The organism is Nitrospirota bacterium, assembly GCA_016214855.1.
In the GTDB taxonomy this organism is placed as follows: Bacteria; Nitrospirota; Thermodesulfovibrionia; order Thermodesulfovibrionales; family UBA6898; genus UBA6898.
Genome location: JACRMT010000004.1, coordinates 538,476 through 552,355, shown reverse-complemented (window position 1 = coordinate 552,355; position 13,880 = coordinate 538,476). Strand labels below are relative to the sequence as shown.

Annotated in this window: 13 protein-coding genes and 1 tRNA gene; all 14 read left to right on the top strand. The window is 50.8% G+C overall.

Annotation, left to right across the window (positions count from 1 at the left end; genetic code table 11):
* The first annotated feature begins 121 nt into the window (after positions 1-121).
* The 14 genes from HZB62_04795 (at position 122) to HZB62_04730 (ending at position 13,832) form a co-directional block, all read left to right on the top strand.
* The gene (locus HZB62_04795; protein MBI5074469.1) at positions 122-847 is read left to right on the top strand and encodes a M23 family metallopeptidase; all 726 of its coding nucleotides are present in this window, start codon (positions 122-124) and stop codon (positions 845-847) included.
* A gap of 36 nt (positions 848-883) precedes the next feature.
* Positions 884-2,560 carry a DEAD/DEAH box helicase gene (locus tag HZB62_04790; protein MBI5074468.1) on the top strand — a complete coding sequence of 559 codons (1,677 nt, stop codon included), beginning with the start codon at positions 884-886 and terminating at the stop codon, positions 2,558-2,560.
* A 33-nt stretch (positions 2,561-2,593) separates the two neighbouring features.
* Entirely contained in the window at positions 2,594-3,352 is a 759-nt protein-coding gene (locus tag HZB62_04785) for a radical SAM protein (GenBank protein ID MBI5074467.1), read from the top strand.
* Between the two features lie 75 nt (positions 3,353-3,427).
* Complete coding sequence (locus HZB62_04780; GenBank protein MBI5074466.1) at positions 3,428-3,871, top strand: DoxX family protein; 444 nt, start codon at positions 3,428-3,430, stop codon at positions 3,869-3,871.
* A 10-nt stretch (positions 3,872-3,881) separates the two neighbouring features.
* A complete protein-coding gene (locus HZB62_04775; protein ID MBI5074465.1) occupies positions 3,882-5,024 on the top strand; it encodes a metallophosphoesterase in 1,143 nt (380 codons plus the stop codon).
* 110 nt (positions 5,025-5,134) lie between these two features.
* Positions 5,135-5,404, top strand: a complete 270-nt coding sequence (gene rpsO / locus HZB62_04770) for a 30S ribosomal protein S15 (GenBank protein MBI5074464.1) — start codon at positions 5,135-5,137, stop codon at positions 5,402-5,404.
* Positions 5,405-5,411: 7 nt separating this feature from the next.
* The gene (gene pnp / locus HZB62_04765; GenBank protein MBI5074463.1) at positions 5,412-7,508 is read left to right on the top strand and encodes a polyribonucleotide nucleotidyltransferase; all 2,097 of its coding nucleotides are present in this window, start codon (positions 5,412-5,414) and stop codon (positions 7,506-7,508) included.
* A gap of 108 nt (positions 7,509-7,616) precedes the next feature.
* A complete protein-coding gene (locus tag HZB62_04760) occupies positions 7,617-8,861 on the top strand; it encodes an insulinase family protein (GenBank protein ID MBI5074462.1) in 1,245 nt (414 codons plus the stop codon).
* A 31-nt stretch (positions 8,862-8,892) separates the two neighbouring features.
* The gene (locus tag HZB62_04755; protein ID MBI5074461.1) at positions 8,893-10,590 is read left to right on the top strand and encodes a tetratricopeptide repeat protein; all 1,698 of its coding nucleotides are present in this window, start codon (positions 8,893-8,895) and stop codon (positions 10,588-10,590) included.
* A 35-nt stretch (positions 10,591-10,625) separates the two neighbouring features.
* Positions 10,626-11,465 (top strand): 4-(cytidine 5'-diphospho)-2-C-methyl-D-erythritol kinase, encoded by an 840-nt coding sequence (ispE, locus tag HZB62_04750; protein ID MBI5074460.1) that lies wholly within the window; start codon positions 10,626-10,628, stop codon positions 11,463-11,465.
* A gap of 24 nt (positions 11,466-11,489) precedes the next feature.
* Positions 11,490-11,564 (top strand) — tRNA-Gln (locus tag HZB62_04745).
* Positions 11,565-11,651: 87 nt separating this feature from the next.
* Positions 11,652-12,596 carry a ribose-phosphate pyrophosphokinase gene (locus tag HZB62_04740; protein MBI5074459.1) on the top strand — a complete coding sequence of 315 codons (945 nt, stop codon included), beginning with the start codon at positions 11,652-11,654 and terminating at the stop codon, positions 12,594-12,596.
* 9 nt (positions 12,597-12,605) lie between these two features.
* Entirely contained in the window at positions 12,606-13,274 is a 669-nt protein-coding gene (locus HZB62_04735) for a 50S ribosomal protein L25 (GenBank protein ID MBI5074458.1), read from the top strand.
* A gap of 3 nt (positions 13,275-13,277) precedes the next feature.
* Positions 13,278-13,832: an aminoacyl-tRNA hydrolase gene (locus tag HZB62_04730; protein MBI5074457.1), complete on the top strand. Its 555-nt coding sequence runs from the start codon at positions 13,278-13,280 to the stop codon at positions 13,830-13,832.
* Positions 13,833-13,880: the final 48 nt, after the last annotated feature.

Genomic DNA, 13,880 nt, shown 5'->3' with positions numbered 1-13,880 from the left:
ATGTCTGTTTTTTCTGCTCTTTTTTATCGCGGGCTTAGGGATAATATCCCCTATTATATCTTCTGCAGATGCATTTGAGATCCAGGCAGAACCATCGGCTATCCTGCCGGGTGATGCATTCATGATAAGAGTGTCAGGCGTGAAGGGCGTAGCTCTGCCGGAGATATCATTCAGCAGCAGGCCGCTTCCCGTTGCCTCCTGCGGAGAAGGCTGTTTTATTGCGATCGGAGCAACGGATTCGAAGGCGGGTCCGGGGAGACGCAGGGTAGAGGTGACGGTCGGTGCAAAGAAGAAGCGCCTGCCGATCATCATACGGCGCCATGTTTTTCCAGCAATACATCTTACGCTGCCGCCCGGAAAGGTCACGTTGAGTCAGGAAGACAGCGAACGAGCTGACAGGGAGGACAAGCTTCTTAAGTCATTCTGGAGTCAGCAGACAGACAAGGCCTGGCAGGGAAGCTTCAGTCTGCCGCTGGGGAATGAGATCTCTACGCAGTACGGCGTTAAGCGGATCATTAATAAGACGAAGGAGAGCATACACGGCGGCATAGACATCAGAGGCAGAGAAGGGGAAGATGTATTGGCCTCGAACAGCGGAAAGGTCGTCCTTGCGGAGGAACTGTTCTTTGGCGGTAATACCCTTGTGCTTGATCATGGCATGGGGATCTATACGGTTTATATGCACATGTCAGGCTTTAACAGGAAGTTGGGAGAGATCGTTTCAAAAAACGATGTCATCGGCTTTGTCGGTTCAACAGGAAGATCAACAGGACCCCATCTGCATTTTGGGATAAAAGCACAGGAATTGAGTGTGAACCCTGTATCATTTGCGAAGCTGAAATTATGAACCACTGCAGAATAGATATAAGAAAGGATACAGATCATGAAATTTGAGGATTTTTCTATCAGCAAGGAGACGTTACGTACGATTTCGGAGATCGGCTTTGAGGAACCGACACCCATACAGGTTTCCGCAATACCTATTGTCATGAACGGGGGAGATGTTATTGGACAGGCGCAGACCGGGACAGGAAAGACCGCCGCCTTTGGTATCCCTATCGTAGAAATGGCGAAGAAAGGCAAGAAGCCTTTTGCGATCATCCTTGAACCTACGCGTGAACTTGCCGTGCAGGTTGCCCAGGAGATGAACAGGATCGGCGCAGGAAAGAGGATCCATGCATTCCCTGTTTACGGCGGGAAATCCATTGATAACCAGATCAGGACGCTGAGAGCAGGTGTTGATGTTGTTGTCGGCACGCCGGGCCGGATCATTGATCATATTCAGAGAAAGACGCTCTCGCTGTCTGACATCAGGATAGTAGTTCTTGATGAGGCTGACGAGATGCTCGACATGGGCTTTATTGAAGATATCGAGACCATACTCAAGACAACGCCTGCAGAACGCCAGACGCTTCTCTTCTCGGCTACCATGCCGCTGCCGATACTGAACATCACCAAGAAATTCATGCGTTCACCCGAGAAGATCAGGATTAACCCGAAAGATGTTGTTGTCCCTGAGATCAAACAGGTCTTTTATGAGGTGAGGGATGCTGACAAGCTGAATGCCCTGACCCGGCTCATCGATGTCGAGGACCCCCAGCTTGCGATCGTCTTCTGTCATACGAAAAGAGATGTTGATGATGTGGCCATGAAGCTGCAGCAGATGGGATACAGCGCCAGCCCGCTGCATGGTGATTTCACGCAGACGCACAGGGACGAGGTGATGGAGAAGTTCAAGAAGGGCAAGCTTGATATCCTGGTCGCTACCGATGTTGCTGCGCGCGGTCTTGATATCAAGAATGTCAGTCATGTTATCAACTACAGCATTCCCCAGAATCCAGAAAGTTACATCCATAGAATAGGACGGACCGGCAGGGCAGGCAAGTCAGGCATTGCCATAACCCTGGTCTCGCCGAGGGAATACCGGCATCTGAAGCTGATCGAGAGGACAGCCAAGACCACGATCGACAAAAAGAGTCTGCCAACATCAAAGGAAGTGCTTAAGGCAAAAGAAAAGAGCATTGCCAAAGATATTACCTCAATGATCAGCGAGAAGAAGCATGAAGGCTACCTTAAAATGATCGAAGTGCTGGCTGTTGAATGCAGTGTGGCCGAGATAGCGGCAGCAGCTCTCTGTATTGCGTACGGCGAGCCAAAGGTTGCGCACGTGAATGAATCAGCAGCTCCTGAGCAGCGCGGCAATGTCGCACGCCTCTTTATGACGATCGGCCGCAAGGACAAGATAACGGTCTCCGAGATCGTGAAGGCCATTGCCTCCGGTGCACGCATACCGGGAAGCAGGATCGGCAAGATCGAACTGCACGATTCATTTACCTTTGTGGAAGTACCGGCAGACCTTGCTGACATGGTGATCCATGCCCTTGACGACATGATGGTCATGGGCAGACGGGTGCAGATCAAACCGGCGAATGCTCGGAAAGAATTTTCCGCTAAAGAGCCCTTCAAAAGAGATTTCACCAAAAAAGAGTATCCCAAGAAAGAATTTTCAAAAAAAGACTACGACATGAAAAGCGTCAAGAGGGACAAAAAGAGATATTAACGATCATTCTTGAACTGAGGACATTTCTTCTGCATGAGTAAGGGCCCTATCATCAGAGAGATACAGGCCAAGTCCATTCTCTCAAAGTCGGGTATTCCGGGCGCTGACTATTGCATCAATGCGTATGTCGGCTGTGCCCATGCCTGTATCTATTGCTACGCGACCTTCATGAAGAAATATACAGGCCATGCTGAGGCCTGGGGAAGCTTTGTGGATGTTAAGGTAAATGCTGCCGAACTCCTCAGAAAACAGCTCTCAAAAGCGAAGAGGGGCCATGTGATGGTCAGTTCTGTGACCGACGCGTATCAGCCGGTAGAACTGAAATACCGATTGACCCGGCAGTGTCTCGAAATTCTGCAGGCTCATCAGTTCCCGGTCGGTATTCTGACTAAATCTCCGTTGGTGCTCAGGGACCTGGATATCATAAAAAGGTTCGATGAGATAGAGGTTGGTCTTACGATCTCAACTGACGATGAGAAGATGCGAAAGATCTTTGAACCAGGAGCCCCTCCGATCGAGGCCCGCATCAGCACACTCAGAACGTTAAAAGAGCGGGGCGTTAAGACCTATGCATTTGTCGGTCCTATGCTGCCGATGAACCCTGAGGTGCTGGCTGAAAAGATCGGAAGGTATACGGATTCCATTCTCATCAGCAGGATGAACTATGTATCCAAAACAGCGCATATTTTCAAAAAGCTGGGCATGATGCAGTGGCTCGAAAAGGGATCTGGTGAGGAGATTAAGACACGGCTCAGAAAAAAGCTCGGAGAAGAAAAGGTCGCTGAATGCTGAAGTCCTGTCAACTGAGATATAATAAAGATACGGAATACACTGCGCCTGAAATCAGGCAAAAATAAGGAGGCAATCATGTTCAAGGCCCTGATGAAGACGGACAACAACAAAGCGGGCATATTTCTGAGGCTTGCGCTCGGTGTCGTTATGTTCCCCCATGGTGCGCAGAAGGTGCTTGGATGGTTCGGCGGTCCTGGATATGAAAAAACCATCGAGATCTTCACTACAAAAATGCATCTGCCCCTGTTTGCGGTCATCCTTCTTATGATCACTGAATTTCTTGGCTCGCTCTGTCTGATCTCAGGGTTCTTTACCCGCGTCTTTGCTCTTGCCATAGGTTTTGCCATGGCGGTCTGTGCGTATGCCAATCACCTTCAAAACGGTTTTTTTATGAACTGGATGGGCAGCCAGAAAGGTGAAGGTTTTGAGTTTCATATCCTTGTTGTCGGCATTGCCCTTGCCCTTGCAGTCACGGGCGGCGGTGCATTTTCGATCGACAGAATGATCTCCAGGAAATAGCCGCCCGATCATGTCCCTGTTCTTTATCACGTTCTTTCTTGCCTATGGCGGCATGCACCTGTACGCGTTTCTCAGGGCCCGTGCCGCACTTCATTTCGGAATCACCGCCGGATCGGCGATCGCTTTTTTCATGTTTGTAATGCTCGTTGCACCGATCCTGATACGGCAGGCGGAAAAGCAGGGGCTGGAACAGGTCGCCCGTATGCTCTCCATTTTTGGTTATACCTGGCTCGGCATACTCTTTCTTTATTTTTCGTCATCGCTGACGCTTGATTTGTACCGGCTGCTGGTCAGGTCGGCTGAACTCGTCTTGCGGACTGATCATGCGAATCTCAAGCCGACGGCAGGCATTATATTTTATCTGCCTCTGATCGTATCACTGCTTGTTTCAGCCTATGGCTATGTTGAGGCCAGAAACATCAGGACTGAAAGGATCGTCATCAGAACGCCGAAGATCCCGGAGACAATCGGAAGGATACGGATCGTTCAGATATCAGATGTCCATCTCGGCCTGATCATCGGAGAAACGCGACTCTCAGGGATCCTTAAACTGATCCAGGTTGCGGCACCGGATATTCTGGTATCTACCGGAGACCTTGTTGACGGTCAGATCAATGGCATGTCAGGTCTGGCTGAGATGCTCAACAGTATCAACCCGCCATACGGCAAATATGCCATCACCGGCAATCATGAATTCTACGCTGGGCTTGAGCAGGCGCTTGCCTTTACCCGGAAGGCCGGCTTCAGGGTCCTGCGCAATGAGGCTGTTGATATCAGGGGAGTCCTCAGTATTGCCGGTGTTGACGACCGGACAGTCAGGCCTCGGGCAGTCATCAGCGATGGCGCAGAAAAAGAGATGCTGGAGCAACTCCCATGCGAACGATTTACGCTGTTCCTCAAGCATCGCCCCACTGTGAACAAGGACTCAGCAGGACTTTTCGACCTTCAGCTCTCAGGGCATGTTCACCGGGGCCAGATCTTTCCTTTCAGCATCCTTACAAGGCTTTATTATCCTGTGCATGCCGGATTTGCCGGTCTTGACAGCGGTTCGCGCCTCTATGTCAGCCGGGGGACAGGAACCTGGGGGCCTCCGATACGGTTCCTTTCTCCGCCTGAGGTTACGATCATTGATCTGGTCCCTGACCCTGAGTGAATCTCCGGTATCTCCTGGCCGGAAACTCAAACCCCTTGTCTTTACAGAGGATTAGGTCCTGTGTTACACTTGATATCTTAAAATACGATATCAGGAAAGGCGGTGATTGCGTGGCACTTGACAAGGTTAGAAAAGAAGGCATTATTGGAGATTACAAGGTGCATGAGAAGGATACTGGTTCCCCCGAGGTTCAGATAGCGATCCTGAGCGAGAGAATAACGTATCTGACCGAGCATTTCAAGACCCATACGAAGGATCATCATTCACGGAGAGGACTGCTCATGCTCGTCAGTCAGAGAAGAAAACTGCTTGACTACCTCAAAACTACAAACAAGGATCGGTACGAGAAGATAATAGCTCGACTTGGGATCAGAAAATAGGAGAATAATGACTAAGACTGTTGCAACTGAACTTCGCGGCAAGGAATTAATTTTAGAAACAGGAAAGATGGCGAGGCAGGCTGACGGCTCTGTTGTTGCCCGTTACGGCGACACGGTAGTGCTGGCAACTGCGGTGAGCAGCAAGACGCCGAGAGAGGGGATAGACTTCTTCCCTTTAACGATCGATTACCTCGAAAAGACTTACGCAGCCGGCAAGATACCGGGCGGTTTTTTCAAAAGAGAGGGCAGGCCTACAGAAAAAGAGGTCCTGACCTCCCGTCTTATTGACCGGCCTCACCGGCCGCTCTTCCCCAAGGGTTACAGTTGTGAGACCCAGGGGATCGTCAATGTGCTGTCCTATGGTGACGAGAATATTGCCGATGTTCTCGGCATAACCAGCATGTCTGCGGCGCTGCATATATCTGATATCCCCTTTGACGGCCCCGTAGCCGCCGTCAGGATTGGGAGGATTGATGGAGCGTTCGTTATCAATCCTGATCTTAAGGAAGTTGACGCGTGTGACCTCAACCTGGTTGTCGCAGGAACAGAGGACGCGGTCGCCATGGTTGAAGGCAGTGCGCAGGAGATGAGTGAGTCTGACCTTCTTGAAGCAATTGATCTGGCGCATGCAGAGATAAAGAAACTCTGCGGGGTCCAGAACGAGTTCAGGGCAAAGGTCGGCAAGCCCAAGAGAAACTTCACGGTCCCGGAAAAAGACGAGGACCTTAAGAATAAAGTGAAAGAGCTTGCGCTGGCGAAGATCACGGAAGCGATCGTCATCCCGGACAAGTTAAGAAGACAGACAGCGCTTGATGAGATCCTTAAGGAGATCGTAAAAACGTTGAACACGGGAGAAAAAGACATTGCCAAGGACATCGCTGCTGCGTTCAATGACATAGAGAAGAACCTTGTGCGTGACATGATACTTTCCCGGAATGTGCGTGCTGACGGAAGGACTCCGGACCAGATCAGGCCTATCAGCGCTGAAGTTGGCCTTCTTCCAAGGACTCATGGTTCTGCCCTGTTTGTGAGAGGCGAAACTCAGTGTCTTGCTGTGGTCACCCTGGGAACAACGGATGATGAGCAGAGGATCGATTCCCTTGATGGTGAGACAAAGAAGACCTTTATGCTGCATTACAATTTCCCGCCGTTCAGCGTTGGTGAGGTAAAGCCGTTACGGTCTCCCGGCAGGCGCGAGATCGGTCACGGGATACTTGCTGAGAGGTCGATCAGGGCGATCATGCCTTCGAAGGCAGATTTCCCTTATACCGTAAGGATAGTATCCGATACCCTTGAGTCGAATGGTTCATCTTCCATGGCCTCAGTATGCGGAGGCACCCTTGCATTGATGGATGCCGGCGTGCCGATTAAGGCTCCTGTTGCCGGCATTGCGATGGGTCTCATAAAAGAGGGTGACCGCGTTGTGGTGCTGACTGACATCCTTGGCCTGGAAGATCACCTGGGCGACATGGATTTTAAGGTTACCGGTACGGAGAACGGTATTGCCGCATTCCAGATGGATACCAAGATCGGTGGTATATCACGTGCAATTATGGAAAAAGCGCTTGAGCAGGCCAGGCAGGGCAGGCTCTTTATTCTGAACAAGATTAAAGAGACCATGACCGAACCAAGGAAAGAACTTGCAAGTCATGCCCCAAGAATGTATACCATGCAGATCAAGCAGGATAAGATACGAGAGGTCATCGGCACAGGCGGCAAGGTCATCCGCGGCATTATTGAGCAGACCGGCGTAAAGATCAATATCGATGACACCGGCTTGATCAGTATCGCTGCTGTTGACGGTGTAGCTGCGCAGAAGGCGATCGATATCATCAACGGGATCATCGCCGAGGCAGAGATCGGAAAGATCTATCTGGGCAAGATCAAGAAGATCATGGATTTCGGTGCATTTGTCGAGATACTGCCCGGCACTGAGGGCCTCTGCCATATTTCTCAGCTGTCGGACAAGAGAGTTGCCAACGTGACCGACGAAGTGAGCGAAGGCGAAGAGATACTGGTGAAGGTCATTGAGATAGACAAGATGGGCAAGATCAGGCTGAGCAGGAAAGAGGCCATGCGGGAGCAGGAAAGTAAAGATAAATAAGCACCCGCTTATCAGGAATGAAGGAAAAGGGGATGGCAATCCCCTTTTTTATTTTCTGAAACGTAAGAGCATTATCGTTAGTGCAAATTCTGACACATTGAGGTGACCATGTTTATAAAAGAGCATCTCGAAAACGGCATTCCGGTCGTCATGGAATCATTTAAAACCGTCCGTGCCGTTGCTGTGGGTGTATGGGTGAAGGTCGGTTCGCGCTACGAATCCCGTGAGGAGAACGGCATCTCACATTTCCTTGAACATATGTTCTTCAAGGGCACGAAGAAATATACGGCCAAGGATATTGCCGTCGAGATAGACACCATGGGAGGGGACCTGAATGCGTACACGTCGCGCGAAAACACCGCTTTTTACGTGAAAGTGCTTGACGAGTATCTCGAAAAAGGGGTTAACCTGCTCTCGGAGATCTTTGTTCATTCGACGTTTCCGGAGGACGAGATCGACAAAGAGAAGAAGATCATCAGGGAAGAGGTCAAAATGGTTGAGGACACGCCTGATGACTATATCCATGACCTCTTCAACGAGACCGTATGGGGCAGTGAGGGGCTCGGTCAATCGATCCTCGGCACCCGGGAGACCATAGCCTCTTTTACGCGGGAAGATATTGTTTCGCACATCAGGCGTTACTATGGTACAAAGGATCTGGTTATTGCCTGTGCCGGCAACTTCGACCACGCGGAGATGATGAGGATACTCAACCGCCGTTTTGGCGGACTGCGGCAGGGTTCGGAACCTAAGATAGGTCCTGTCCCGCTTTTCATGTCTGAGGCAAAAGTCGTTCCGAAAGATCTCTCAGAGGCGCACATCTGTATTGGCGTGCCGGCAATATCGCAGGTGAGCGAGGAGCGGTATTCCCTCTTTATTCTGAACTCGATCCTGGGCGGAAGCGTGAGTTCACGGCTCTTTCAGGAGATCCGGGAGAACCGCGGCCTTGCGTACTCGGTATTTTCATTTACATCATCCTATCTTGACACCGGGCTCTGGGCGGTCTATGCCGGCGTAAGCAAGAAAAGGGTCAGTGAGGTGACAGAACTTATTGTCAGTGAGATGATGCGGCTGAAGGAGACCATAACCGCTGACGAGCTTGACAAGTCAAAGCGCCATATCAAAGGCAACATGCTGCTGGCACTTGAATCAACGAACAGCCGCATGAACAACATAGCCCGTCAGGAGATGTATTTTGGAAAATACATCTCGCCTGATGAGATCATCACGGCAGTGGACCGGGTGAGCCTGAATCAGGTCACGGACCTTGCGGAAAGACTGATCAGAAGGTCCCTGTTTTCCGCGGTCGTGTACGGCCCGGTCGATAAAGACGTTCTGAAAGGCATCTTTTGAACATTCATTCCTGTTTGTGCAATAATAAAAAATGAATAAATTGCTGGTTTTTGCTCTCTTTTTTCCGCTGCTTTTCGCCTGTGCTACCCAGCCGCCCAGGGTCGCTGCAGATGCAAAAATGCCCGACCCGGACGCTGCTTTTTTCTTTATTAAGGGGTATGAGGCTGAACTCGCCCATAACTGGCAGGAGGCGGAAGCATTCTACCGAAAGGCCCTTGTGATAGATCCTCAGTCACGGTACATCAGGGTGCAGCTTGGGTATGTGCTTACCCGCAGGGAGAAGACGGATGAAGTGCTTGCTCTCATGGATGCCTTGCTCGGGGAACAGCCGGATGATGTGCATGCGTTAAAATTGAAGGCCGAAATCCTCAGGCAGCAGAAGAAATACCAGGATGCTGTCCGGGTGATCGAGAGGCTTTCGAAGCTGCAGCCCGACAACACGGACAACCTGTTGATCCTGGGTTTTTTTCACTACAGTCTTGACCAGTATGACCAGGCTATAGCGGTGCTCGGGGAGCTGATAAAGAAAGATGATGATGCGTACAAGGCGTTCGATCTTCTTGGTTCTGTGTACATCGACAAAAAGGACTATGAAAAGGCAGAAGAATATTTGAGAAGTGCCATTGAGCTCAATCCTGATCTGGACACGGCGTATTTTAAGCTTGGCGTTATTGCCGAGATCAGGAATGATCTCGGCAATGCCATTAGAAACTATGAGACGGCTGTCAGGCTCGATCCTTACAACAGTCAGATGCGGCAGCGCCTGGCCCAGGCTTATCTGAAGCTGAAGACGTCAGGAAAGACCCTTGATGAACTGAAGAGCATCAGCAGGCAATCGCCTGCTGATGCTGACGTTCATATGCGCATGGGTATGTTTTTCTTTGAGGAGAAGCAATATGACAAGGCGCTTGAGGAGCTGAATATTGCCTTGACGATCAGGCCGGAAAGCACGATGATCCTGTATTATCTGGCTCTGGTACTCGAGGAGACAGGCAAATATGATGAAGCGCTCTCGACCCTGAAGCTGGTGATCAAACGTGAGCCTTCAAACATCAATGCATTTCTCCACCGTGCCTATATCTACGGCAAACAGAAGAAGAACGAGGAGGCGATCCGAGTCTATCAGGAGATCCTGAGCTTTGAGAAGGAGAAACCTGAGATCTATCTTTACTATTCCCATGAGCTTATGCAGAAGAAGGACTATCAGAAGGTGGAGGCGGTTCTTCATGAAGCTCTTGCTAGATTCAGGGATAATGACGAACTGCTGTTTGCGCTTGCGGTTCTCTATGAAAAGACCGGCCGTTTTGATGATATGGTCATCAGTCTCCGCAAGGCAATAGAGCTGAATCCGAAGAACGCCGAGGCATTGAACTATCTCGGATATTCTTTTGCTGATAAGGGCTCGAATCTCGACGAGGCGCAGTCTCTGATACGGCGCGCCTTGGAACTCAAGCCGGGCAACGGATATTACATAGACAGTCTGGGTTGGGTCTATTTCAAGCAGGGAAGGCTTGAACAGGCTCTTGAGGCGATCAGGCAGTCCGTGAGCATTGCTGTGGATGACCCTGTGCTGTACGAGCACCTCGGCGATGTGTATCATGCGCTGGGCCGGAAAGAGCAGGCAGCTGAGTCCTGGAAGCGGTCTCTCCAGTTCCAGGAAAAAGAGGAGGGACTGAAGGAGAGGGTCGAAAGGAAGTTGGGCGGCCTCGAAAAAGAAAAGGGAAAGTGATGTCCGTCGCTGCTTTCCGTTCATCTCTTTAAGCCATGTCATTTGTCCTTGAAGCGCCTGCCAAGATCAACTGGTTTCTTTCCGTCCTGAATAAAAGAGAGGACGGATATCACAATATTGTCAGCCTGATGCAGAGTGTCAGCCTCTATGATACGCTTTTGTTTGAGGAGAGCGAAGGGCTGGAACTCATTTCTGACATGTCTGATCTTCCCCCGGAAAAGAATCTGGTCTTTAAGGCTGCGGTGCTTATGCGGGCTCGTGCCGGTATCAGAGCCGGAGCACGAATCACTCTGAAAAAAGAGATTCCGCTTGCGGCAGGGCTGGGAGGCGGCAGCAGTGACGCTGCGTGCACGCTTGTCGGTCTTAACAGGCTCTGGGGCTTGAACCTGCATACGGCAGATCTCCGGCATATGGGAGCTCAGCTTGGCTCCGATGTCCCCTTTTTTATTGACGATACCTTTGCGGTCGTGCAGGGACGAGGTGAGGTTGTCACTTCTCTTGGCAATGCGAGCGAGATTCCTCTTCTCCTGGTCAATCCCGGTATTCTGATATCAACGGCGTGGGCATATGAATCCCTGCCGGTTGAGTTGACAAAAAAATCTGTTGATATTAAACTGTTCTGTCAAAGTCTTGTCGCAAAAGATTTTGGTGCATTGCGGTCCCTGCAGATGAATGACCTTGAACAGCCCGTTCTGAAGGCATATTCGATGATCGGTAGGATCAAAGAGCTGCTTCTTGAACAGGGAGCGGTCGTGTCTGTGATGAGCGGAAGCGGTTCTACGGTCTACGGCGTGTTCAGGACGACAGAAGAAGCAGAGAATGCATCGAAGAACATGGGCATCTACTGGTGCCGGGCCGTGAAGACTCTGCGATGAAATACGAGTTGAACTTGGACTTGTTGGGGCGTCGACAAACGGCAAGTCAGGAGTTTTTGGAGCTCCCATTTGGAGGTTCGAATCCTCCCGCCCCAGCCATTCAGTTGCACATATGCTGATCAGTTAAGGCTGAAGTGTTGAAGGAACAGGAGCATTGATCACCGGTAATGCATACAAGGAGAAAGAATGCCGCAGGGATTAAAGATTTTTTCAGGCTCATCAAACAGGGAACTGGCAACAGAGGTTGCCGGTAAGCTGAACTCTCAGCTTGCAGATCTGACCCTTTCGACGTTCAGTGACGGCGAGATCATGGTCCGCATTAACGAAAATGTGCGCGGCTCGGATGTCTTTGTAATACAGTCTACATCCGTGCCGGTCAACGATCATCTTGTCGAGCTCCTGCTCATAGTCGATGCCCTTAAGCGCGCATCAGCCGGGAGAATAACTGCTGTTATCCCGTATTATGGTTACGCGCGTCAGGACAGAAAGGTCCAGCCGAGGGTGCCGATTTCGGCAAAGATGGTTGCAGACCTTATTAATGCTGTCGGCACGAACAGGGTTCTTACTGTTGATCTGCATGCCGGGCAGATCCAGGGCTTTTTCAACATCCCGGTTGATAACCTTTATGCTGCGCCGGTATTGCTTGACTATATGAATGAACAGTTCGACACGAACAATCTGGTCATTGTCTCACCTGACGCAGGCGGTGTTGAAAGGGCCAGGGCATTTGCCAAGAGGCTAAACTGCACGATCGCGATCGTTGACAAACGGCGCGAGAAAGCGAATGAGTGTGAGATCATGAATGTGATAGGTGACGTGCAGGGCAAGGACACCCTGCTGCTTGACGACATGGTTGACACGGCAGGCACCATGGCTCAGGCAGCGTCAGCGCTTATGGCAAAGGGCGCAAGAAAGGTATCTGCTGCCTGCACTCATGCGGTGCTGTCGGGTCCTGCGATCGAGAGGATCAACAATTCCCCTATTGAGGCGCTGATCGTCACGAACACGATTGCCCTTGACAGCAAGAAGGAGCAGTGCAGCAAACTGAAAGTTCTGAGCATTGCGCCCATTGTGGGCGAAGCGATCAAGAGAATACACGAAGAAACAACGTTAAGTACACTATTTGTATAGGAGGATAAGATGGAAAAGATGAGTATACAGGCGGAAGTGAGGGAAGGGAGGGGCAAGGGAGCTGCCCGCACACTCAGAAGGGACGGCAAGGTGCCGGCAACGTTGTACCGGGCGGGCAATGCGCAGTCGATCCAGCTCGTAAGAAAAGAGCTTGCAAAGCTTATCAACTCGGTGGGAGGAGAGCAGGTCATGGTCGATCTTCAGTTCGCTGACGGCGTCAATAAGCTTGCGCTGCTCAAGGATTTCCAGGTTGACCCGGTCAGAAGCGAGCTTCTGCATACCGATTTCTTTGAGGTTTCACTGACAGAGTCAATCAAGATCACGGTCCATGTTGCGACCCACGGTGAGCCTGTCGGCGTCAAGCGGGACGGCGGCATTCTCCAGCATCCGCTCAGGGAGATCATGATCGAGTGCCTTCCTGACAAGATACCCGGCAAGATCGACATCGATATATCGAAGCTCGAGATCGGCCAGGCAATCCATGTGAGCGACCTGAGGCTTGAGGAAGGGATCAAGATCCTCACTGATGGGCATGATGTCATTGTTAACATTGTTGAGGCTATTGAGGAAGTTGCGCCTGCAGTAGAGGCTGCACCGGTTGTTGCTGAGCCTGAAGTTGCCAAGAAGGGCAAGAAAGAGGAAGAAGGCGCAGCTGCACCGGAGAAGAAGGGGAAATAGTTTTTGTGGCTTCTTGTCGGCCTTGGCAATCCTGGTAGCCGATACGCAAAGACGCGGCATAATATCGGGTTCATGGTCCTGGACCGGCTTGCCGAGAGCCTGGGCCTGAGCTTCAGGGAAAAGACAGAATACAGGGCATGCAGCGGCTCCATCAGCGGCCAGAAGGTCGTCCTGATGGAGCCGTTGACGTTTATGAACAGGAGCGGCAGCGCGGTCAGAAAGGTCTTCTCCCGGTATACGATTCTGCCGGAACATATTGTCGTCATTCAGGACGATCTTGATCTTGCATCAGGAAGGTTGAAGATCAGCAAGAGAGGATCAGCAGGAGGCCACAGAGGTGTCGAATCAGTGATGCAGAATCTCGGCACTCAGGAGTTTATCAGGGTCAGGATAGGTATTGGCCGCGATCCTCTCGTTCCCACAGAGGATTATGTGCTTGCGAAGTTCAGGAAAGAGGAACAGGCACTGATAAAAGAGGTTGTGGCGAGGGCTGGCGACGCGATTTCCTGTATTTTGGAGCAGGGTGTTGAGAAGGCCATGAACAGGTTTAACTCATAGATTTATAAGCTTTTTTTATATATTCCCTTCGTTGACAAAACCCCCCTG

What these genes read in the sequence shown, in the direction of transcription:
- pnp (MBI5074463.1), top strand. Translation starts at nt 5,412, where the DNA reads ATGACTAAGACTGTTGCAACTGAACTTCGCGGCAAGGAATTAATTTTA.
- HZB62_04780 (MBI5074466.1), top strand. Translation starts at nt 3,428, where the DNA reads ATGTTCAAGGCCCTGATGAAGACGGACAACAACAAAGCGGGCATATTT.
- HZB62_04795 (MBI5074469.1), top strand. Translation starts at nt 122, where the DNA reads ATGATAAGAGTGTCAGGCGTGAAGGGCGTAGCTCTGCCGGAGATATCA.
- ispE (MBI5074460.1), top strand. Translation starts at nt 10,626, where the DNA reads ATGTCATTTGTCCTTGAAGCGCCTGCCAAGATCAACTGGTTTCTTTCC.
- HZB62_04740 (MBI5074459.1), top strand. Translation starts at nt 11,652, where the DNA reads ATGCCGCAGGGATTAAAGATTTTTTCAGGCTCATCAAACAGGGAACTG.
- HZB62_04785 (MBI5074467.1), top strand. Translation starts at nt 2,594, where the DNA reads ATGAGTAAGGGCCCTATCATCAGAGAGATACAGGCCAAGTCCATTCTC.
- HZB62_04760 (MBI5074462.1), top strand. Translation starts at nt 7,617, where the DNA reads ATGTTTATAAAAGAGCATCTCGAAAACGGCATTCCGGTCGTCATGGAA.
- HZB62_04755 (MBI5074461.1), top strand. Translation starts at nt 8,893, where the DNA reads ATGAATAAATTGCTGGTTTTTGCTCTCTTTTTTCCGCTGCTTTTCGCC.
- HZB62_04790 (MBI5074468.1), top strand. Translation starts at nt 884, where the DNA reads ATGAAATTTGAGGATTTTTCTATCAGCAAGGAGACGTTACGTACGATT.
- HZB62_04735 (MBI5074458.1), top strand. Translation starts at nt 12,606, where the DNA reads ATGGAAAAGATGAGTATACAGGCGGAAGTGAGGGAAGGGAGGGGCAAG.
- HZB62_04775 (MBI5074465.1), top strand. Translation starts at nt 3,882, where the DNA reads ATGTCCCTGTTCTTTATCACGTTCTTTCTTGCCTATGGCGGCATGCAC.